This is a genomic window from Pseudomonas sp. DW-iso17 (assembly GCF_058725345.1).
On the sequence record NZ_JBZXEA010000011.1, the window covers coordinates 385,810 to 407,065 of the forward strand.

Consider the following 21,256-nt stretch of genomic DNA (forward strand, 5'->3'; position numbering starts at 1 on the left):
GTTTGGCGACAGCAGTTTTAGCAGCTGGCTTCGCGACTGGTTTGGCAGCAGCGGTTTTAGCGGCTGGCTTGGCAGCTGGTTTGGCAGCAGCAGTTTTAGCAGTTGGCTTGGCGGCTACTTTTGCAGGCGTACGAGCACCCAGTGCTTTAGCTACGGCTTCCTTCACACGGCCAACACCTTGGGCCAGTTTCAGGCTTTCTTGAGCGTCTTTTTTGAGTTGGGAAATGTAGCTGCGGGTTTCGGCTTGGCGATCCTTGAGAGCATCCAGCAGCTCTTCAAGTTCTTTGACCGCGCCTTTGGCTTTGGCTTGTGCCTTGGACTTGCCGGCAGTGGCGGCGTCTTGCAGTTTGGTGCGGGATTTGTGCAGCTTTTCTTGCGCTTTACCGCGTTGCTTTTCCAGTTTGGCGAGCAGCTTTTCTGCATCAGCCAAGGCTTGGGAGCACGCGCTTTCCAGATGTTCGAGCAGGCTGCCCGAAAGTTGTTGGAGCAAGTGCAACGGGGTATTTACAGGCTTCTGTTTGGCCGACATGGTTTACCTCCTGGCTGACGTGGGTGCGGCTCATACTAGCCCTCTGCTCTTACCGCCGCTAGGGCATGTTGACAGTATCCTTTGCGTTGCGTTGCAGCGTGCGAAAATTCTTATCGATATAACGGAAAACCGCGCCACTTTTTACGCACTCGCACTGGCATAATCCGTCGCACTTTCGCCGGGAGAATGCCCATGTCGCGTTACCTTTTTCTAGTGTTCGGCTTGGCGATCTGCGTGGCCGATGCAAGCGAGCAACCCTCGTCAAACACCACCGCCGCAACCCCGCACGATCTTGCCTATAGCCTGGGCGCAAGCCTTGGCGAACGGTTGCGCCAGGAAGTCCCCGACCTGCAGATACAGGCCCTGCTCGACGGACTCAAGCAAGCCTACCAAGGCAAGCCACTGGCGCTGGATAACGCGCGCATCGAACAGATCCTCGCGCAGCACGAAACGCAGAACGCCGCCGACGCCCAACGACCTCAAAGCGAAAAAGCACTCGCTGCCGAGCAGCAATTTCTCTCAAGGGAAAAAGCCGCAGCCGGCGTTCGTCAGTTGGCCGATGGGATCCTGCTCACCGAGCTGACACCCGGCACTGGCAACAAGCCGTTGGCCAGCGATGAAGTGCAGGTTAAATACGTGGGCCGACTGCCTGATGGAACTGTCTTCGACAAAAGTACGCAACCGCAATGGTTTCGCCTCAACAGCGTGATCAGCGGTTGGAGCAGTGCATTACAACAGATGCCGGTGGGTGCGAAATGGCGTCTGGTGATTCCTTCAGCCCAGGCCTATGGCGCAGACGGCGCAGGTGAGTTGATCCCCCCCTATACGCCGCTGGTGTTCGAGATCGAACTAATCGGCACTCGCCACTGACCCATAAAAAAACGGTGCGACATGCGCACCGTTTTTCTTACCTCGCCACCAGCTTCAAGCCTGGGTGGCGGGTTCTTCCTTATGAGCGTTGTGCAGCACTTCGATCAAGCAATCTTCCAGCTCGAAACGCTCATGCAACAGCGCCCCCAACTCTTTGAATTTTTCCGCGACACATTTCCCGGCATCACACAGGTCGGTGAACGCCAGCAGCTTTTCAGTGATCACATCGATGCGCGGATAAAGCGTCTCAGCCAACTCCAGGCCACGCTGATCATCGAAGGCTTCGGCCTCCTTGGTCAGTTGCTCGTAGACGCCGAAATGGCCGGCAGACACGTAGTCCACCAACACCTCACAGAACTCCTGCAACGGCTTGCGATTCTCGCCCAACGCTTCGGGCTTGGCGCCGAGAGCATCAAAGGCCCGAACCAGTTCGTGACGTGCCTTCAACCAGCTGTCGATCAGCTTGTGCACCCCACCCCAGCGTTCCTGAGCATTCTGACAACTTTCCAACATGATGATCTCTCTTCCCTATTGGGGCGCCGCAGCTCTGTACCTGCGCAACACTTCAAGGATGAAGCAGCAGACGGACAAGGCCGCGTCTGACAAGCGGTTTGGATAACGCGTGCGGGCCAGATTATGCCCGCATGACTATGGCTTCAAGGTACGCAGGAGAGAATGTTCATACAAGTGTTTAATCCGCTCCTACAATCTGAGTCTCGTTTTCAAGGTGTTGCGAGGCGCAAATGCCTGCCGAACAACAGCCGTGACACCTGCATGAACCCCAGGATCAGCATCGCCACAAAAAACAGCAGGCTCCACTCAGGCAGGCTCAAGTCAAACAGCGTCCAGTTGATTTCAACGCAATCGACCGTGCCATTGAACACCGAGCGCATTGCCTGCCAGACAGACAGGTTTTCAAGCATGTCCTGCAGGCTGGGCCAGCAATCCCCCACCTGGCTTGCCGGCCTGTTCTGCAACAGGACTTGCCGGCCTGCGGTGATGGCGCCCAGCAACGCACAGCCCATGCTCGCCAACCCATAAAGACAAAGGCCGGAACGCCCAGGTTTGTGAAGCGCGGCAATCAGGTTGATCAAGGCAAAAGAGGCGAGGAACAGGCGTTGTACCTGGCATAGAAAACAAGGTCGTAGCAGCGCACCGTATTGAAGGTAGTAAGACGCGCCCAACGTCAGCGCACCCGCCATGAACGCCAGGAAAAACAAAGAGCGTAAAGGGGCCAGAGACATTGTTTATCCGCACTGCAAGAGATAGGTCGCTACGGTAGAGGAAAGGCCCGACCCCTTTCAATACGCCCTAGAGCGGACTTTTCCTCGAAAACATAAGGACATCCCGCCACGGGCCCGAGGAAAATCAGCCAAGACAAGTAGGAATTAGTAACAAAGCCAGTTAAGCCGAGGGGTTGCAGGGTTTGAAGGGTTGGGTGTCAGATCGGTCCTAGCCAACCCATCCACCCTTTCCTACTTCAAACTCGCGCAGGCACTGGCAGCGGCGAGGACAGCAGACGATTGTCGAGCAACCCCAAGCCCTCCTGAAACAGCTGGTTGCTGCGCTCGGTATCGCCCAATTGGGCCAGCAGGCGAGCCAATTCGGCGCAGGCTTCGGGATTGCGCTGTACTTGCAGGCTGCTTTCCAGATAATCCCGCGCCTTGCCCCACAGACTGTTTTGCAGGCACAGACGACCCAGCGTCAGCAGCAGGCTGGCATCGCCTGGATGGTCCTTGAGCCAGCCTTCGGCAAACTTCAGTTGCCGCGCAGGATCACTGCCGCGCAGCAGGCCATACAACCGGATCAGGTGACTGTCATAACCGCGTTTAAGGGCGCCACGCAGCACTTCTTCGGCCTTGGCATCTGCGCCCAATCGACGCAGTTGGTCGGCATACGCCAATACCAGTTGTGGCTGTTGGCGCTGGGCTGCGGTCAGTTGCTCCCATGCGCGCTCCAGAGACTGCAATCCTGCTTCGCCTTGCTCTTCACGCTGGGCCGCCAGGCTCAGATTCTCGCCCCAGGCGCGACGCTCCAGCTCGGCCAGCTCATTGGCGGGCAAGACTTTGTCCTTGCGCAGCTCAGGCAGCAGGCGAATCACAGACGACCAATCGCCGCGCTGCTGATGCAGACGTTGCAACTGTCGCAGTACTTGCGCGTTATGCGGATGACGCTCATGCATCGCCTGAAGAGTGACCAGTGCGCCTTCCGTATCGCCACGGTCCATCTGCAACTGCGCATGGCTCAGTGCAATGGCCAGTTCGGCCTGGGGCTGGCGTTCCAACGCACGCTCCAGCAAGCCGTCGGATTCCTCATAACGGCCCTGTTCATTGGCCGCACGGGCGGCACCGATGTAATACAGCAGGGGTTGGCGCTCTGCTTCGGCGGCGCGGTGCAGGTGGCGTTCGGCGCTGGCCCAGCGGCCCTCGGCGAGGTCCATCTGGCCTTGCTCGATAGCGATCTGCACACGACGGCTGCGGTTGCGTCGTGACCAGGGGTTGACCACGCCACCGGATGTGCTGACCAGGCTCCATAACACGCGGATCAGGTAAATCGCCAGGCCAATGGCGAACACCGCCACCAATGTCGCCCACAGGCTTGATTCGTAATGCAGCAGGTGAGGATAAGTAATCAACACGTAGCCGGTGTGTTTCGAAATGCCCACACCCAGGGCCAGCGCGAGCGCAATCGCGAGCACCAGGATCACATAGAAACGCTTCATCAGCTCTACTCCTGGGTCGCCGGTTTGCCAGCCGAAGCCTTGGCTTCGTCGGCAGACTGATGACGGCGTTCAAGGTACGCCTGCACAGCAGCCAGGCTCGCAGCCAGGTCAGGCGTGACCACCGACACCGCCTTGGGCTCAAGCTCGGCAATACGCGCCAGCATCGCCTTGCTCTGCGGGTTGTCCTGGTTGAAGTTGTCCTGCAATACGCTGCGCGCTTCTCCCAACGAGCGGCTGTACACCGCCGCCTCGCCGTTAAGCGCAGCCCATTGGGCTTGCTCCAGCGCCAGGCTCAAGGCCAGCCGCACTTGGTTCAGGCCTTGGCCTGCCAACAAGGGACGGATGTTGTCATCCGGGTTGAAGTCGATGCGGAAATAACGGGAGATCTGCTCCCACCACTGGCTCAACTGGTTCTGCGTATCGCTGGTGGGACGCCCCTGGGAAGCAGGCTCCGTGAGCTGATACTCCGGGGCAATCGCCGCCAGTTGCACCACCTGGTCACGCAAGGCAGCCAATTGCAGGTACAGGCCGGTACGGTCCGGTTGCTCGGTGCTGCGCAGCGCGGCCAGGCTCTTGGCCAATTGCTCCCGTGCAGCGAAAGCCCCTGGGTCGCTTTGCTCGCGAAGAATTTCGTCGGCCCCCTGCACCAGCGACTGGGCGCTGTTGATGTCTTGCAAGGCGGACAAACGCAAGCTGGCCAGACGGATCAGATGCTCGGCCTCGGCCAGGCGCCAGTCCTTACGGCTGGCACCCAACACGGTTTCCAGACGCTGGTTGAGACGCTGCTGATCACCCTGCAACTGAGTGACCAGGCGGCGACGCTCTTCCAGCTCATCCGCACCCGGCAACTGCGCCAGGCGGGCGGCCAGCTGTTGCTGGCCTTGCTTGAGGCTCTGGGACTGGTCATCCAGGGTCTGCACCTGGCCCAGTTGGTGCTGGCTGCTGGCTTGCAGGGCACGGACCTGCCAGATCCCCCAGCCGCCGGCGGCGACGCCCGCAGCGCCCAACAGCAAGGCGACGACTGCCAGGCCATTGCCACGGCGTGGCGCGCTGACCGGTGTCTCGACCGGCGCATCAAGCGCGGGCTGAGCTTCATCTTTAGGCAAGGCTGTTTCGCTCACGTATCCGTCCTTTGCGTATCAGAGAGTGGGAACGGGATAGCTCCCTAACGCCACTAACAAAGCCGCGGCACTCGCGCCGCGACAATCCACAACTTTTTCTGCACCCGCGGCCCGCGCCATTTCATATACACGCGGGCTGGGCACGAACAACGGCAGCTGTGCCACCTCTGGCCAATCGGGGCCGGCTAACGCGTGCAGGTGTAAAAAACCCTGCCCACTGCTGACCACCAGGCCGTTCAAGCGTTCCAACTGGATGCGTTGCATCAACGCGCCCTTCTCATACACCGGAAGAAAACGCCGATACAATTCCAGGTAATCGACACTAGCACCTTGCTCGCGTAAACGCTCTGCCAGCAACTCACGCCCGCCCTCGCCGCGCAGGATCAACACCCGGGCACCCGGCGCTGCAATAGCCTCGCGCAAGGCGGGCAGTTCAAGCAAGGCCTCGCTGTCATCGCCCGTGGCGGGAAAGTGAACGTTGAGGCCATGATCGGCCAATATCTGGGCCGTGGCCGCGCCGACACTGAACCAGGGCATTGGCGGCACACTGCCCCCCAACCGCAGCAACGCCAGGCGCGCAGCCGGCTTGCTCACCACGATGACGGCGCGATAGCGCGGCAGCGCGCCGAACACCGCGTGTTGCTCTGCGGTCACCGGCAAGGCTTCAGTCTCCAGCAAAGGCAGGCAGTTGCTGTGAATACCGCTCTGGGCTAATAACGCCGCCAGGGCCGTCGACTCCTCGGCAGGCCGCGTCAGCAGCACTCGCCAGTCGGTCACTGCGGGCCGGCCTCGCCATAGACTTTTTGCAAAATGGTACCCGCGCCTTTTTCCAGCAACGCTTCGGCGACCTGAATCCCCAAGGCCGTGGCATCACGTTGCGGCCCACGTACCTCGGCGGTCAGCAGGTTACCGCCGTCCGGATCACCAACCAGGCCACGCAGCCACAGGTTCTCACCCTCGAGTACGGCATAGCAGGCGATGGGCACCTGGCAGCCACCGTTGAGGTGTTTGTTCAAGGCACGCTCGGCGGTGACGCGCACTTCGGTGTCTGCGTGATCGAGAGGTTTTAGCAGCGCATGAATTTCGCTGTCGGCGGTGCGGCATTCGATTCCGACTGCGCCCTGCCCGCCAGCGGGCAGGCTGTCTTCGACGCTGATGGCCGAGGTGATGCGGTCTTCAAAGCCCAGGCGGATCAAGCCGGCAGCGGCGAGGATGATCGCGTCGTATTCGCCGGCGTCGAGCTTGGCCAGGCGCGTGTTGACGTTGCCACGCAAAAAGCGGATCTGCAGGTCGGGACGCCGCGTCAGCAACTGGGCCTGGCGACGCAGGCTGGAGGTGCCAACGATACTGCCCAGCGGCAATTCGTCCAGGGACGCGAAGGTGTTGGAAACGAAGGCGTCGCGCGGGTCTTCGCGCTCGCAGATACAAAAAAGGCCCAGGCCTTCAGGGAAGTCCATGGGCACGTCTTTCATCGAATGCACGGCGATGTCGGCTTCGTTGTCCAGCAGCGCAGTTTCCAACTCCTTGACGAACAGGCCCTTGCCGCCGATTTTCGACAATGGCGAGTCCAGCAGCTTGTCGCCGCGACTGACCATGGGCACCAGGGAGACCTTGAGGCCGGGATGGGCCTGTTCAAGGCGTGCTTTGACGTATTCGGCCTGCCACAAGGCCAAGGCGCTTTTACGGGTGGCGATGCGGATTTCGCGAGAGGACATGGATCAATCCGTACTGAATAGATACGGCGGATAATAACAGCTCAGGCAAATACGCTTTGATTTGAATCAGCAAGTGCGGGGCCTCCCTGGCCACGTCGCACCGGGATAAGGAATGCAGACCGCGCCGCAACCCTTGGGCTAAAGCTGCTGCATCATCTTGCGCACGCCAGCGACATGGCGTCGGCTGACGATCAACGCATCGCCATTGAGCCCCTTCAGGAATAGCTGAAAGTGCCCCAGGGGCGTGCGCTGCAGGCGCTCGATGCGTTCACGGGCGACCAGCGCGTTGCGATGAATGCGCACGAAACGCTCGCCAAACTCGTCTTCAAGCGCCTTGAGCGGTTCATCAAGCAACACTTCACCGGTCTCGTGGCGCAAGGTCACGTATTTGTGATCGGCAATAAAGTAAACCACCTGGCCGAGTGGGATCAGCTCGATGCCCTTGCGGGTACGTGCGCTGATATGGCTGCGTGGCCCGTTACCACTTTGCGCAGCCGGTTGCGTCAAGGCAGCCAGTTGGGCGCGGCTGGGACGCTCGGCTTTTTTCAAGGCTTTGAGCAAGGCTTCGGCAGTGGCCGGCTTGACGAGAAAACTGACACCGCTGTCTTCCAGCGCTTGTGCAGAAAACTCATCCTGCGCCGCACACAACACCACGGCGGGCGGCGATTCGCGTTCGCTCAAGCGGGCGGCGACCTGCAGGCCATCAAAGCCCGGCATGCGGATATCGAGCAGCACTACATCCGGCTTGTGGCTGTCGATCAGCGTCAACGCCTCTTCGCCGCTGGTGGCGCTCGGTTCAAGGACTGTATAACCCTCGAGTTCACTGACCAGACGGCTCAGTCGCTCGCGGGCTTGGGGTTCGTCATCAACGATCAGGACATTCATATTGCGCTGGATTCCTGCGTGAGTCTCGCACAAGGATAGCGTAGACAGGTGCGGTGACTGACGTCACAGCGATCCACGCTAAGACTAGCGCGAGCGGCAAAAAGTGCCCTGAGAATGGCACCCAAATTTACCCGGACCTGTTCAATAGCGCCCAAGACCCGCTGCCTTCGGGCATCGTCGTAGGGTTCACTGATAAACAATCCGAATACCCCCCTGTTTAATGGATAGTCTGGTTATGACCGCATCACCCGACTTTGGTGCATTCACACACTATCAGTCCAACTGTAGACGCTCACTGAGGCGACATTGCTCAATCGTCAAATATCGTTTCAATAAGTACCTGCCCCCAGTCTCGTCCCGGATGCGGTCGGCGGCAAGGCACTTAGCCATCTCTTACACAAATAAAATTGCCGATCACCCGCAGCACCGCCTCCACGGGCAACCCTGTTATGATCGCCGGCACACCTTCATGCCTCTTTTAAGCAGATCACGAGCGAATCCATGAGCACCGACAAGACCAACCAGTCCTGGGGCGGCCGCTTCAGTGAACCCGTCGACGCCTTCGTCGCGCGCTTCACCGCCTCCGTCACCTTCGATCAACGCCTGTACCGCCACGACATCATGGGCTCCATCGCCCACGCCACGATGCTGGCCAAGGTCGGCGTGCTGACCGACGCCGAGCGTGACAGCATCATCGACGGCCTGACCACCATCCGCGGTGAGATCGAGGCAGGGACGTTCGACTGGCGCGTCGACCTGGAAGACGTGCACATGAACATCGAGGCACGCCTGACCGATCGCATCGGCGTGACCGGCAAAAAATTGCACACCGGTCGCAGCCGTAACGATCAGGTCGCCACCGATATCCGCCTGTGGCTGCGCGATGAGATCGACCTGATCCTGGGCGAAATCACCCGCCTGCAAAAAGGTTTGCTGGAGCAGGCCGAGCGTGAATCGGACACCATCATGCCCGGCTTCACTCACCTGCAGACCGCACAGCCTGTGACCTTCGGCCACCACCTGCTGGCCTGGTTCGAAATGCTCAGCCGCGACTACGAGCGCCTGGTCGATTGCCGCAAGCGTGCCAACCGCATGCCGCTGGGCAGCGCTGCACTGGCCGGCACCACTTACCCGATTGACCGTGAGTACACCGCACAGTTGCTGGGCTTTGACGCCGTGGGCGGCAACTCCCTGGACGGCGTGTCGGACCGGGACTTCGCCATCGAATTCTGCGCCGCCGCCAGCATCGCGATGATGCATCTGTCGCGCTTCTCCGAAGAGCTGGTGCTATGGACCAGCGCGCAATTCCAGTTCATAGACCTGCCGGACCGCTTCTGCACCGGCAGCTCGATCATGCCGCAAAAGAAAAACCCCGACGTGCCAGAGTTGGTGCGTGGCAAGAGCGGCCGTGTATTTGGTGCACTGATGGGCCTGCTGACCCTGATGAAAGGCCAACCATTGGCCTACAACAAGGACAACCAGGAAGACAAGGAACCGCTCTTCGACGCCGCCGACACCCTGCGCGACTCGTTGCGTGCCTTTGCCGACATGATTCCGGCGATCAAGCCCAAGCATACGATCATGCGTGAAGCGGCCCTGCGCGGGTTCTCTACCGCGACCGACCTGGCGGACTACCTGGTGCGCCGGGGCCTGCCGTTCCGTGACTGCCACGAAATTGTCGGCCACGCCGTGAAGTACGGTGTGGACACCGGCAAGGACTTGGCGGAAATGAGCCTGGAAGAACTGCGCCAGTTCAGCGACCAGATCGAGCAGGATGTGTTTGCCGTGCTGACCCTGGAAGGCTCGGTGAATGCCCGTAATCATGTGGGCGGCACTGCGCCGGCACAGGTCAAGGCGGCGGTCGCGCGCGGCCAGCAATTGCTCGCCAGCCGCTAAAATTGTGGGAGGGGGCTTGCTCCCGAAGACGGTGTATCAGACAAGAAAATCTTAGCTGACCCACCGCCTTCGGGAGCAAGCCCCCTCCCACATTGGTTATTTCTTGGCCGCAATCATCGCCATGAATGCCGGCATCGCCGCCTGCCTGTCCGCCTCTATCTTCTGCGCATTGGGCATCCCATTCAGGCGCGCCAACAAGGCTTTCGCCTTCGGCAACGGCTCCAGCAGGTCCAGCCCAAACAGCTTCTCGCCCACACCGCAGGCCAGGTTCAGGCTGTACATGAAATACAGGTCCGCAAGGGTGAAGCTCTCACCTGCCACATAAGGCGCAAACTGACCGTGCCGACCTAACGTACCCATCCCAAGCAACAGCTCGGCCCTGGACTTCTCCTTGATCGCCTCCGGCACCGCCATGCCGAAAAAAGCCTCGGCGAAACACGCCCGCGCAGGCAGTTCGATGTACAGCTCGATCTCACGGCACAGCGCCAGCACCTGAGCCCGCGCAAACGGGTCGGCGGGCAACAGCGCCGGACCTTCCTGGGTCTGTTCGAGGTATTCGAGAATGACGCTGGTTTCGTTGATGAACCCCTGCTTCACACCCAGCACCGGCACTTTGCCGCGGGGGCTTACCGCCAAGGCTTCGGGAGTTTGCCCAGCATAAAAAGGCACCTCTTCGAAGGGCAGTCCTTTCTCCAATAGCGCCAGCTTGACCATGTTGTAGTAGTTGCTGACCGAAAATCCGTAAAGCTTGAGCATCGCAAAGCCTCCAGGCCGGGTGTGGGGTTGGCTGCAAGAGTTATAGATCCTCGAGGGCACCCTGACCAGCAGCATCACCCACCTGAATGGGGGTAGACTGACGCCCTTTCCTTGAGGAGCCTGCCATGAGCGAGCCGACCGATATCGACAACGACGAAGAAGAATTCACCGAGACCACGCTGATCGAAGCCATCGAGAACCAGATCGAGAGCGATAACCCGCCAGCGGCCAAGGCTACGTTCAACAAACTGACCCTGGTGGGTTACGAGCGCGAAGATATCCTGAATCTGATGGCTCACGTGCTGGCGTTCGAGATCGACGCCATGCTCGAAGATGACCGCGCCTTCAATACCGAGTGGTATGAAACGGCACTGCGGGCACTGCCCGAGCTGCCGCCGGAAAAGGAATAACCCCGGCACGCAGCAACACGCTGGACAGTTCGGCAAAGTGCGTTCACCTTATGGCCTGCTAGCCTCTAATAAATTTTAGAAAGTCTGGAGTCCTTATGTCGTATACCCCTGAGTTGGTTGCCGAACTGGAAATCCTTGTACTCTTCCCCTTGGACAGCACCAAGGAAGGCTTGAAAGTCCATCAGACTGCCGCCCCTACTGCCATCGCCGCTGCCAAGCGCCTCCATGCCAAAGGGCTGATTGACCAACCGGACGGGGGCTACCTGACGAGCCTTGGCCGGGACGCTGCCGAGCAAGCCCAAACCCTGCTGACCATCCTGACCACTGCCAACACCAAAGAAGCCGCCTGATACTTGATACCGCCCATGGAGTCCGCCGCCTGCGGATTCCGCGGGTGTTGCTGCGCGGCATACGAAATTCTGACGCCAAAAAGCCACTTCCCTCTAAAACTCCTACGCTACTGTCTGTAAACTCCTGCATGGCCGCCCGCGTCGGGCTGCGAGCCACCGAGTTCGACATGACCCGCACCCATGAAATCCGCCCCGATCTGGACGAAGGCATCGACCGTAAGGTGCTGACCCAACTGCGCGCGCGTTTCATGACCCTCAATCAAGGCCGCATGGCCCGGGCCGTCGAGGGGCTGACGCCACGCCAGCAAAGCGTGCTGGCTTTGTTGCCGCTGTTTTTCCACGTCAATCATCCGCTGTTGCCGGGCTATGTCTCCAGTAACACACCGGCTGGCCTGTCGAATTTCGAACCGGACGCCCAGGCCTTGGCCGATGCCCAACGCCTGACCCGCTCGTTCTCCTATAAACCGCGCCATGGCAACCCGCCTACGCCGATCCACGGTTTGTTCCTGATGGGCAGCCTTGGCACGCTGGCGCAGGCCGATCAAAGCGATATGGACGTGTGGGTATGCCACGCTCCCGACCTGAGCGAGACCGAGCTGGCCGAGCTGCGCAAAAAGTGCCAACTGCTGGAAACCTGGGCCTTGAGCATGGGCGCCGAGGCGCATTTCTTCCTGATCGAGCCGACGCGCTTTGTGTTGGGTGATCGCGATACGCCACTGAGTTCCGACGACTGCGGCACCACCCAGCACTACCTGCTGCTGGATGAGTTCTATCGCACCGCGATCTGGCTGGCCGGGCGCACCCCCATCTGGTGGCTGGTACCGGTCTACGAAGAAAACCGCTACGCCGAATTTACTCACGCCCTGGTGTCCAAGCGCTTTATCCGCGCCGATGAAACCCTCGACCTCGGCCATCTGGCTCATATTCCTCCGGGGGAGTTTATTGGCGCCGGGCTGTGGCAACTGTTCAAGGGCATCGAGTCGCCCTATAAATCGGTGCTCAAGCTGCTGCTGACCGAGGTCTACGCCAGCGAACACCCGAAGGTGCAATGCCTGAGCCTGCGCTTCAAACAGGCGGTGTTCAGCCATCAGGTAGACCTGGATGAGCTGGACCCGTACATCATGGTCTACCGCCGTATCGAGGAATACCTCAAGGCCCGCAACGAGCTGGAGCGCCTGGAACTGGTGCGCCGCAGCCTGTACCTGAAGGTCAACCGCAAGCTCAGCGCCGGCCAGCGCACTGCCGGTTGGCAACGGCAGCTGCTGGAACGCCTGGCGCATGAGTGGGGCTGGGACACGCGCCAACTGGCCCTGCTGGACAGCCGCAGCCAATGGAAAGTGCGCCAGGTCGCCTCCGAGCGCCGTGCTCTGGTCAATGAGTTGAACTACAGCTACCGCTTCCTCACCCAGTTCACCCGCAGCGAACACACCGCCAGCGCGGTCAATAAACGCGAACTCAATGTACTGGGCCGCCGCTTGTATGCGGCGTTCGAGCGCAAGGCCGGCAAGGTCGAGTTCATCAACCCCGGCATCGCCCCGGACCTGGCCGAAGACACTTTGACCCTGGTGCAGTCGCCCAACCGCAAGGAGCCGGGCCAGCACCATTGGGGCCTGTATAACGGCAACCTTACCGCTCTGGAGTGGGAACACTTCGCCCCGATCAAACGCAGCCGCGACCTGCTGGAAATGCTCACCTGGTGCCATCGCAACGGCGTGATCGACAGCAGCACCCGCCTGGCGCTGCACCCCGGCACCAGCGACATGACCGAGTTCGAGCTGTTCAACCTATTGGGCAGCCTGCAACAGACCATCGCCCTGCCCCTGTCCAGTGTCGATGAGAGCCGCTTGCTGCGCCCGGCAGTGCCGGAAGAGGTGCTGCTGTTGATCAACGTTGGGGTTGACCCGCTCAAACATCATCGCGACCTGAATATCCTGATGACCACAGAGCGCACCGACTCCCTGAGCTATGCCGGCGTGCGCGACAATCTGGTGCTGACCCTGGACCAGGTCACGCTCAACAGCTGGAACGAAGTGATGGTCAGCCGCTATGACGGCCCCCACGCCCTGCTCGACTGCCTGCGCGACTACCTCAACCAACTGCCCTCGAACCATCTGCCACGCCTGCGAGTGCGTTGTTTTTGCCACAACCGGGCACAGTTCATTGCCCAGCGGGTGGAAGAGGTATTCGACACCGCGCAGCATCTGCTGCTCGGCCAGGGCAATCATCGCTACCTGCTCCAGGTGCAGCAGCATTATCACGTCATGGAACTGGTACCGGGCCAGGCCACCCATGTGTCACTGCCGACCCAGGACGCGCTGATCGCCTACCTCAGCGAGGAGCTGGTCAGCTATAGCCCGTGGCACCTGGACGCCATGGCCTTGGAAGACCACGACCTGGCGCTGCTGCTGCCCATGGGCCAAGCCGAGTGTGTGCAGGTGTTCTACCGCGTCAATGAAGGCTTCGCCGACGTCTACGTGCTCGACGAATTCAACGCGCTCTGGCAACAGCGCTTGCCATTTCATGATGAGCAAAGCCTGTTGGCGCCGTTGCAGCGCTTTTTGCAATCGATCCTGTATCGCCGCGAAGCACTATCGTCCCTGGACACCCAGCAACCCGCGGGCGAGATACAGATCCTGTATTACCAACTGTTGCCATCGGGCAGCGGCCGTGCGCGGGGCGTTGAGCCAAGGCCGGCCCCGCAAGACCCGGCCAACAAGGCGTTTTATGACGTGCAGGCCATTATCGGCAAAGGCACGCCAGGCCACGTAGGGATCACCCTGTACTGCAATCAGCGGGAGTTTTGCGAACTGGAATTTGGCGACCAGCTGTTTACGGTGGTCGCCCGGGAGATCGTCGGGCAACGTCGGGAAACCGAGCGTTACCGCTGCTATATCACTGATCTGGATCTGTCGGGACTGCTCGGTGATGTGCAAAGCCCAAGCAATCTGTACCTGCGCTATAAAGCCGAACTGGAACAGTCACTCAATGCGGCCTTGAATCAGGTTTAGAGCGGGAAGGCGCCGCCATCTTTGGGCTGGCCTTCGACGCTGAGCAATTCCAGCTTCAAGGTCTTGCCGCCTGGCGCCGGCCAGTCGATGTGCTGGCCCACTTGCAGGCCGAGCAATGCGCTGCCCACGGGTGCCATGATCGAAATCTTGCCTTCGTCGGCGTTCGCGTGCTTGGGGTAGACCAGCGTCAGGTGATAGTCCTTGCCGCTGCTTTGCTCACGGCAATGCACGCTGGAGTTCATGGTCACGACACCCGCAGGCACTTCATCGTGACCAACCACGTCTTCGGCGCGGTCGAGTTCGGCTTGCAACGCTCGGGCGCCGGGAAACTCGTCGCCCAAGCGGTCGATCAGTTGCTCCAGACGCTGCACGTCAAGACGGGTAAGAATGATGGACGGTGCGGTGGTCATGATTCAGGCAGACTCCTTTTTTCTGCACAAAAAAGCAAAACCCCGCCAGGAAAAGGCGGGGTTCTCACGGACCTCGATGAATGGAGGTGTATCCGGACACTACCACAGCGACACAAATAAACAAGACGCCGTCAGGCGCTCGCCTTGCGCTGTTCAGCCTCGGCGCAGATCATCCGGCGCCGCGCATCGTCGGCAGAGCGCCATTCCCGGATGTCTTCCACGTGGCGGAAGCAGCCCAGGCAGACTTTCTGCTCGTCCAGGCGACACAAACTGATACAAGGTGACGGCACTGCCGGGCTGACATTGCTGAACAGCGGCTTGGGCGGGCGTACGGTTGCAGGCTCACTCACCATCAGACCTCGTCGAAATCCAGCTCGACGCCGGTGTATTCCTGGACCAGTCGGGTGAGCATCTCACCCAGCAACTCTTCACTCTTGTCGCACTGCCATTTGCCGCTTTCTTCATCGTAGTCGAAGTGAACGCCACCGGAGCGCGCCGCCAGCCACAGCTGACGCAGAGGCTCCTGGCGACTGAAGATCAATTGCGGGCCAGTCTCGAACTTGACGGTCAGCACACCGGCCGAGTTTTCCAGATCCACATCCAGGTCGCTGTCGTCGAAAATATCTTCCAGCTTCTCCTGGGTGGCATCCACCAGGTCGTGAAAACGGGCTTCGGTCAAACTCATTGTGGCAACCTCAAAAGTGTCTGGTTTTGCTCAAGCGCCGCACGATACGGGCGAGCCTCGCCGATTGCAAAGGATACTGATTTCATCACGGATGACGGTACGAAATATCCCCAGGCATCGTAGCCTGCTTCCCTACTGTCTCGGCAAACCCCCGCCGGACGGGTGTTGCGGCGCATAGGCAAGCTGGCGGGTGGTCGGTATACTCGGGCGCAATTAATGCATATTCAAGGATTTCGCCATGAAGCGCCTGATCTCTTCCCTTGCTGCGCTCGTCGCGGTCGCTTGCCTCGTTAGTGCCTGTGGCCAGAAAGGCCCGTTGTACCTGCCGGATGACAGCAAAGATCCAAACGAACAGGCGCAATCGTCGCAAAAGCCGTCAAAAGCCCATAAGCACGACACCTACTAAGTTAAGGGAAACTTATGGACGCTTTTAACTACCGGGACGGCGAGCTGTTCGCGGAAGGCGTGGCCTTGTCCGCGATTGCCCAGCGCTTCGGCACCCCGACCTATGTGTACTCGCGTGCGCATATCGAAGCCCAATACCGCTCGTTCACCGACGCCCTCGACGGCGTGCCGCACCTGGTGTGCTACGCAGTCAAGGCCAACTCCAACCTGGGTGTACTCAATGTCCTGGCGCGTCTTGGCGCTGGTTTTGACATCGTGTCCCGTGGCGAGCTGGAACGCGTACTGGCCGCCGGTGGCCAGGCGGACAAAATCGTCTTCTCCGGCGTCGGCAAGAGCCGCGAAGACATGCGCCGCGCCCTGGAAGTCGGCGTGCATTGCTTCAACGTCGAATCCACCGACGAACTGGAGCGCCTGCAAGTCGTTGCCGCCGAAATGGGCGTTCGCGCGCCGATCTCCCTGCGCGTCAACCCGGATGTCGACGCCGGCACCCACCCGTACATCTCCACCGGTCTCAAAGAGAACAAGTTCGGCATTGCCATCGCCGACGCCGAGGACGTGTACATCCGCGCAGCCCAACTGCCGAACCTGGAAGTGCTGGGCGTCGACTGCCATATCGGCTCGCAACTGACCACCCTGCCACCGTTCCTGGATGCCCTCGACCGCCTGCTGGCCTTGATCGACCGCCTCGGCGAGTGCGGCATCTACCTGCACCACATCGACCTCGGTGGTGGCGTGGGCGTGCGTTATCGCGATGAAGAGCCGCCACTGATTGCCGACTATATCCAGGCCGTGCGCGAACGCATCGAAGGCCGCGACCTGACGCTGATGTTCGAGCCGGGCCGCTACATCGTCGCCAACGCTGGCGTGTTGCTGACCCAGGTCGAGTACCTCAAGCATACCGAACACAAGGATTTCGCCATCGTCGATGCGGCGATGAACGACCTGATCCGCCCGGCGCTGTACCAGGCCTGGATGGATGTCACCGCCGTGACGCCGCGCACAAGCGAAGCCCGCGCCTATGACATCGTCGGGCCCATCTGCGAGACCGGCGACTTCCTCGCCAAGGATCGTGAGTTGGCGCTTGAGGAAGGTGATCTGCTGGCCGTGCATTCGGCCGGTGCCTACGGGTTTGTCATGAGTTCCAACTACAACACCCGCGGGCGTACCGCCGAGGTGCTGGTGGACGGTGATCAAGCATTTGAAGTGCGTCGCCGCGAGACGGTAGCCGAGTTGTATGCTGGCGAAAGCCTGCTGCCGGAGTAAGCCATGCTGCTGCGTTTTACCAAGATGCACGGGCTGGGTAATGATTTCATGGTCCTCGACCTGGTCAGCCAGCACGCGCACATCCTGCCCAAGCACGCCAAACAGTGGGGTGATCGCCACACCGGGATCGGTTTCGACCAGTTGCTGCTGGTCGAGGCGCCGAGCAACCCGGAGGTGGATTTCCGCTACCGGATCTTCAACTCCGACGGTTCCGAAGTGGAACAGTGCGGCAACGGCGCGCGCTGCTTTGCGCGCTTTGTGCTCGACAAGCGTCTGACTGCCAAACGCCAGATTCGCGTCGAAACCAAAGGCGGCGTGATCGAACTGGACATCCGCAACGATGGCCAGATCAGCGTCAACATGGGCGCCCCACGCCTGGTGCCGGCGGATATTCCGTTCCAGGCCAGCGAGCAGGCCACCAGTTATGCACTGGATGTAGACGGCAAGACCGTCGACATCGCCGCCGTGTCCATGGGCAACCCTCATGCAGTGCTGCGGGTCACCGACATCAATAACGCCCCCGTGCACGAACTGGGGCCGAAGATCGAACATCACCCGCGCTTTCCGGCAAGGGCCAATGTGGGCTTCCTGCAGGTGATCGACCGCAACCGTGCGCAATTGCGCGTATGGGAACGCGGCGTCGGCGAAACCCAGGCTTGCGGCACCGGTGCTTGCGCCGCTGCCGTGGCTGCGATCAGCCAGGGGTGGATGGATTCGCCGCTGTTGATCGACCTGCCCGGCGGACGTTTGTCCATCGAATGGGCAGGCCCTGGCCACCCGGTGATGATGACCGGGCCGGCCTCGCGCGTATACGAAGGACAGGTCCGTCTATGAGTGAGCCAAGCTAATGACCGATAAGCCTCAAGTACCCGCACACGCTACCCCGAGTGAAAGCCTGGAGGCCGCTGCTGTCGCGGCGTACCTTGAGGCTAACCCGGACTTCTTCGTCGAGCACGAAGAACTGCTGCCGGCCCTGCGCATCCCTCACCAGCGCGGCGATACCGTATCGCTGGTGGAGCGGCAGATGAAGATCCTGCGCGAGCGTAATATTGAAATGCGCCACCGGCTCTCGCATCTGATGGACGTGGCCCGCGACAACGACCGCTTGTTCGACAAGACCCGCCGCCTGATTCTGACCCTGATGGATGCCACCAGCCTGGAAGAAACGGTGATCGCCGTGGAAGACAGCCTGCGTGAGGATTTCCAGGTGCCCTTCGTCAGCCTGATCCTGTTCAGCGACAACCCGATGCCGGTGGGCCGCTGGGTCACAGGTGGCGAAGCGCAGACGGCCATCGGCGGCCTGCTGTCCGAAGGCAAAACCGTCAGCGGCACCTTGCGCGAGCATGAGCTGGACTTCCTGTTTGGCGCCGAACAGCGCAAGCAGATCGGCTCTACGGCTGTCATCGCCCTCAGCCATCAAGGCTTGCACGGGGTACTGGCCATCGCCAGCCGCGACCCGGCGCACTACAAAAGCTCGGTGGGCACGTTGTTCCTGACCTATATCGCCGAAGTGCTGGGCCGCGTCCTGCCACGCCACACCACCACCCTGCGCGCGGTGCGCTGATCATGGAGCGGCAACTGGACGCTTACTGCGCTCACCTGCGCAATGAGCGCCAGGTGTCGTCCCACACGCTGGAAGCTTATCGGCGGGACTTGAACAAGGTCCTGGCCTATTGCGAAAAGCAGCACGTCAGCAGCTGGAAGGCCCTGGATATCCAGGCCCTGCGCAGCCTGATCGCCCGGTTGCACCAACAGGGCCAATCCTCCCGCAGCCTGTCTCGCCTGCTGTCGGCGGTGCGCGGCCTCTATCACTACCTCAATCGCGAAGGGCTGTGCGACCACGACCCGGCCAATGGCCTGTCACCGCCCAAAGGCGAACGGCGCCTGCCCAAGACCCTGGACACAGACCGCGCCCTGCAATTGCTCGACGGTGCCGTCGAGGATGACTTCCTGGCCCATCGCGACCAGGCAATCCTCGAGCTGTTCTATTCCTCGGGCCTGCGCCTGTCGGAGTTGACGGGCCTGAACCTGGATCAACTGGACCTCGCCGATGGCCTGGTGCAAGTGCTCGGCAAAGGCAGCAAGACGCGCGTACTGCCCGTGGGCAGGAAAGCCCGCGAAGCCTTGCAGCTATGGCTGCCGCTACGCCTTCTGACCAACCCGGCAGACGATGCCGTGTTTGTCAGCCAGCAAGGCCGGCGCCTGGGGCCGCGGGCGATTCAGCTGCGGGTCAAGGCTGCCGGCGAGCGCGAGCTGGGGCAGAATCTGCACCCGCACATGTTGCGTCATTCCTTTGCCAGCCACCTGCTCGAATCCTCCCAGGACCTGCGCGCCGTACAGGAGCTGCTCGGGCACTCGGATATCAAGACCACGCAAATCTACACCCACCTCGACTTCCAGCACCTGGCAACGGTGTACGACAGCGCCCATCCACGGGCCAAACGCATCAAGGGCGGCGACTCATGAGTATCAAGCTGATCACCTTCGACCTGGACGACACCCTCTGGGACAACGTCCCCGTCATCATCAGCGCCGAAGCGTCGATGCGCGAATGGCTGGCGACCCACGCGTCCAAGGTCGGCGACCTGCCCCTTGAGCATTTTGCCAGCCTGCGCCAGCAGGTGCTGCAGCGTCATCCCGAACTCAAACACCGTATCAGCCTGCTGCGCCACCGCGTGTTGATGCATGCGTTCGAGGAGGCCGGTTATCCCCAACCTGAGGCCACAGAGATGGCGGATGTCTGCTTCGAAGCGTTCATCCACGCACGCCACCAACTCACCGTGTTTCCGGAAGCCGAGCCGATGCTCAAGGCGCTGCGCCAGCACTTCCTGCTCGGCGTGATCACCAATGGCAATGCCGATGTGCAGCGTGTGGGCCTGGCGGACTACTTTCACTTTGCCCTGCGCGCTGAAGATATCGGCATCGCCAAGCCGGACGCACGGCTGTTTCATGAAGCACTGCAACGTGGCGGTGTGGACGCCAGCGCGGCAGTGCATGTGGGCGATCATCCTGGGGATGACATCGCCGGCGCGCAGCAGGCGGGACTGCGGGCAGTGTGGTTCAACCCCACGGGCAAGGCCTGGGAGGGTGACAAGCGCCCGGATGCGCAGATTCGCAGCCTGACGGAGTTACCGCCACTGCTGAGTCGCTGGAGCTAACACTGGCCCCAATGTGGGAGCTGGCTTGGCTGCTCCCACAGGGTATTGCAGCAAACCGGTAAATTGCTCCAGGCATGAAAAAGCCCGCAGCGACGGCGGGCTTTTTCTTACAAGCAGGAGGCAGACCTCAGATAGGTCGGCTTCCGTACTTGTTATCCGGCTTCTTCGGTGGATCAGCCACCACGTTGGCCTCGACTTCCTGCACTTTGCCGCCTTTAGCGAGGAATTCTTCCATCGCACGGGCCAGGGCATCGCGCTCTTTGTTCTTGGCTTCAACGCTCGGCAACTCGTCTACCGACACAGCCGCCTTGGCTTTGCCTTTGGCTTTGGGAGCCGCGTCATCGCCAACACTGTCATCGACGTCCTCAGCAACGTCTTCGGCCGCAACTTCAAGACCGTCTTCGGTGTCGTCTTCATCACCTACTTCGAGGTCGTCTTGTTCCAGATCATCGTCGCTCATGTTCTACCTCATGACTTGCGAAAAGCAGATTAGTTATAGCCCAGCTTCACCCTCTGTCGAGGTTGCCGGAAAAAAATCAACATCCACTGAATCACCAGTGGCTTATGCCCCTTCACCGTGCAAGGTGGCGAGGACTTTACGAGCACCGCCATGATCACGGTGCTCGCCCAGATAAACACCTTGCCAGGTCCCTATCGCCAAGCGGCCGGCCTTGACCGGCAAACTCAGCTGGCAGCCCAGCAGACTGGCCTTGAAGTGCGCCGGCAGATCATCCGGACCTTCGTCGTTATGTTCAAACCCTGCGCCACCTTGTGGCACCAGCAGGTTGAAAAAACGCTCGAAGTCACGGCGAACCGCCGGGTCGGCATTCTCGTTGACGGTCAACGAGGCCGAGGTGTGCTGCAGCCACAAATGCAACAGGCCCACACGGCACGCCTTCAATTCAGGCAAGCCGGCAAGCAACTCGTCCGTTACCAAGTGAAAGCCCCGGGGCTTGGCCCGCAGGGTAATCAGGGTCTGTTGCCACATACAGTTCTCCGCCCATCGGCGCGCATTCTAGCGCGCTCTGGGAAAAAACAAAGTGCCGAATACGCCTTCATGCCTGTAAGACATT

General features: G+C 60.6%; 24 protein-coding genes and 1 pseudogene. 11 read left to right on the forward strand and 14 right to left on the reverse strand.

Features of this window, described 5'->3' with window-relative positions; all coding sequences use genetic code 11:
* A pseudogene (locus AC4PS6_RS09690) lies at positions 1–529 on the reverse strand (AlgP family protein); the annotation flags it as partial.
* Between the two features lie 192 nt (positions 530–721).
* Between AC4PS6_RS09690 and AC4PS6_RS09695 the strand changes: the two are divergent.
* On the forward strand, positions 722–1,399 hold the full coding sequence (locus AC4PS6_RS09695) for an FKBP-type peptidyl-prolyl cis-trans isomerase (protein WP_014720441.1): 678 nt from the start codon (positions 722–724) through the stop codon (positions 1,397–1,399).
* A 54-nt stretch (positions 1,400–1,453) separates the two neighbouring features.
* Here AC4PS6_RS09695 and AC4PS6_RS09700 read toward each other — a convergent pair whose 3' ends face one another.
* The 7 genes from AC4PS6_RS09700 to AC4PS6_RS09730 all read right to left on the reverse strand — a co-directional run bounded on the left by AC4PS6_RS09700 (position 1,454) and on the right by AC4PS6_RS09730 (position 7,842).
* Positions 1,454–1,912: an Rsd/AlgQ family anti-sigma factor gene (locus AC4PS6_RS09700; RefSeq protein WP_014720442.1), complete on the reverse strand. Its 459-nt coding sequence runs from the start codon at positions 1,910–1,912 to the stop codon at positions 1,454–1,456.
* Between the two features lie 209 nt (positions 1,913–2,121).
* A complete protein-coding gene (locus AC4PS6_RS09705; protein WP_014720443.1) occupies positions 2,122–2,643 on the reverse strand; it encodes a disulfide bond formation protein B in 522 nt (173 codons plus the stop codon).
* Positions 2,644–2,879: 236 nt separating this feature from the next.
* On the reverse strand, positions 2,880–4,121 hold the full coding sequence (locus AC4PS6_RS09710) for a heme biosynthesis protein HemY (protein ID WP_032901898.1): 1,242 nt from the start codon (positions 4,119–4,121) through the stop codon (positions 2,880–2,882).
* Positions 4,122–4,126: 5 nt separating this feature from the next.
* Positions 4,127–5,242: a uroporphyrinogen-III C-methyltransferase gene (locus AC4PS6_RS09715; protein ID WP_014720445.1), complete on the reverse strand. Its 1,116-nt coding sequence runs from the start codon at positions 5,240–5,242 to the stop codon at positions 4,127–4,129.
* A gap of 18 nt (positions 5,243–5,260) precedes the next feature.
* On the reverse strand, positions 5,261–6,019 hold the full coding sequence (locus AC4PS6_RS09720; RefSeq protein WP_014720446.1) for a uroporphyrinogen-III synthase: 759 nt from the start codon (positions 6,017–6,019) through the stop codon (positions 5,261–5,263).
* On the reverse strand, positions 6,016–6,957 hold the full coding sequence (hemC, locus tag AC4PS6_RS09725) for a hydroxymethylbilane synthase (protein ID WP_019819816.1): 942 nt from the start codon (positions 6,955–6,957) through the stop codon (positions 6,016–6,018). The genes AC4PS6_RS09720 and hemC overlap by 4 nt, the downstream gene beginning before the upstream one ends.
* A 138-nt stretch (positions 6,958–7,095) precedes the next feature.
* Positions 7,096–7,842: a LytR/AlgR family response regulator transcription factor gene (locus AC4PS6_RS09730; RefSeq protein ID WP_003195394.1), complete on the reverse strand. Its 747-nt coding sequence runs from the start codon at positions 7,840–7,842 to the stop codon at positions 7,096–7,098.
* 501 nt (positions 7,843–8,343) lie between these two features.
* Between AC4PS6_RS09730 and argH the strand changes: the two genes are divergently transcribed.
* Positions 8,344–9,738, forward strand: a complete 1,395-nt coding sequence (gene argH / locus AC4PS6_RS09735; protein ID WP_032901897.1) for an argininosuccinate lyase — start codon at positions 8,344–8,346, stop codon at positions 9,736–9,738.
* 96 nt (positions 9,739–9,834) lie between these two features.
* Here argH and AC4PS6_RS09740 read toward each other — a convergent pair whose 3' ends face one another.
* Positions 9,835–10,494, reverse strand: coding sequence for a glutathione S-transferase family protein (locus AC4PS6_RS09740; protein WP_275968153.1), 660 nt, complete (start codon positions 10,492–10,494; stop codon positions 9,835–9,837).
* A gap of 125 nt (positions 10,495–10,619) precedes the next feature.
* On the opposite strand from AC4PS6_RS09740, the gene AC4PS6_RS09745 reads away from it, so the two are divergent.
* From AC4PS6_RS09745 to AC4PS6_RS09755, 3 genes are all read left to right on the forward strand, one after another.
* Positions 10,620–10,904: a hypothetical protein gene (locus AC4PS6_RS09745; RefSeq protein ID WP_014720450.1), complete on the forward strand. Its 285-nt coding sequence runs from the start codon at positions 10,620–10,622 to the stop codon at positions 10,902–10,904.
* Between the two features lie 95 nt (positions 10,905–10,999).
* Positions 11,000–11,254 (forward strand): TIGR02647 family protein, encoded by a 255-nt coding sequence (locus AC4PS6_RS09750; protein WP_014720451.1) that lies wholly within the window; start codon positions 11,000–11,002, stop codon positions 11,252–11,254.
* 167 nt (positions 11,255–11,421) lie between these two features.
* Entirely contained in the window at positions 11,422–14,262 is a 2,841-nt protein-coding gene (locus AC4PS6_RS09755) for a class I adenylate cyclase (protein WP_289329164.1), read from the forward strand.
* On the opposite strand, the gene rnk is transcribed toward AC4PS6_RS09755, so the two are convergent.
* The 3 genes from rnk to cyaY form a co-directional block, all read right to left on the reverse strand.
* On the reverse strand, positions 14,259–14,672 hold the full coding sequence (gene rnk, locus AC4PS6_RS09760; RefSeq protein WP_014720453.1) for a nucleoside diphosphate kinase regulator: 414 nt from the start codon (positions 14,670–14,672) through the stop codon (positions 14,259–14,261). The two genes, AC4PS6_RS09755 and rnk, sit on opposite strands and share 4 nt — an antisense overlap.
* Positions 14,673–14,803: 131 nt before the next feature.
* Positions 14,804–15,022, reverse strand: a complete 219-nt coding sequence (locus AC4PS6_RS09765) for a DUF1289 domain-containing protein (RefSeq protein ID WP_198832934.1) — start codon at positions 15,020–15,022, stop codon at positions 14,804–14,806.
* A gap of 2 nt (positions 15,023–15,024) precedes the next feature.
* Positions 15,025–15,357, reverse strand: coding sequence for an iron donor protein CyaY (cyaY, locus tag AC4PS6_RS09770; RefSeq protein WP_014720455.1), 333 nt, complete (start codon positions 15,355–15,357; stop codon positions 15,025–15,027).
* A gap of 238 nt (positions 15,358–15,595) precedes the next feature.
* Here cyaY and lptM point away from each other — a divergent pair, with 238 nt between their 5' ends.
* The 6 genes from lptM to AC4PS6_RS09800 are packed head-to-tail and all read left to right on the forward strand — an operon-like array spanning position 15,596 to position 20,183.
* Complete coding sequence (gene lptM, locus AC4PS6_RS09775) at positions 15,596–15,763, forward strand: LPS translocon maturation chaperone LptM (protein WP_003195417.1); 168 nt, start codon at positions 15,596–15,598, stop codon at positions 15,761–15,763.
* 14 nt (positions 15,764–15,777) lie between these two features.
* Positions 15,778–17,025: a diaminopimelate decarboxylase gene (lysA, locus tag AC4PS6_RS09780; protein WP_003195418.1), complete on the forward strand. Its 1,248-nt coding sequence runs from the start codon at positions 15,778–15,780 to the stop codon at positions 17,023–17,025.
* A 3-nt stretch (positions 17,026–17,028) separates the two neighbouring features.
* Entirely contained in the window at positions 17,029–17,859 is an 831-nt protein-coding gene (gene dapF / locus AC4PS6_RS09785; RefSeq protein ID WP_014720457.1) for a diaminopimelate epimerase, read from the forward strand.
* A 13-nt stretch (positions 17,860–17,872) separates the two neighbouring features.
* A complete protein-coding gene (locus AC4PS6_RS09790) occupies positions 17,873–18,589 on the forward strand; it encodes a DUF484 family protein (RefSeq protein ID WP_014720458.1) in 717 nt (238 codons plus the stop codon).
* 2 nt (positions 18,590–18,591) lie between these two features.
* Positions 18,592–19,491, forward strand: coding sequence for a tyrosine recombinase XerC (gene xerC, locus AC4PS6_RS09795; protein WP_014720459.1), 900 nt, complete (start codon positions 18,592–18,594; stop codon positions 19,489–19,491).
* Entirely contained in the window at positions 19,488–20,183 is a 696-nt protein-coding gene (locus AC4PS6_RS09800; protein WP_014720460.1) for an HAD family hydrolase, read from the forward strand. The genes xerC and AC4PS6_RS09800 overlap by 4 nt, the downstream gene beginning before the upstream one ends.
* 127 nt (positions 20,184–20,310) lie before the next feature.
* Here the strand turns inward: AC4PS6_RS09800 and sutA are convergent, their stop codons facing one another.
* Both sutA and AC4PS6_RS09810 read right to left on the reverse strand, forming a co-directional pair.
* Complete coding sequence (gene sutA, locus AC4PS6_RS09805; protein ID WP_014720461.1) at positions 20,311–20,643, reverse strand: dormancy-specific transcriptional regulator SutA; 333 nt, start codon at positions 20,641–20,643, stop codon at positions 20,311–20,313.
* 102 nt (positions 20,644–20,745) lie between these two features.
* Positions 20,746–21,171, reverse strand: a complete 426-nt coding sequence (locus tag AC4PS6_RS09810; protein ID WP_492180779.1) for a secondary thiamine-phosphate synthase enzyme YjbQ — start codon at positions 21,169–21,171, stop codon at positions 20,746–20,748.
* Positions 21,172–21,256: the final 85 nt, after the last annotated feature.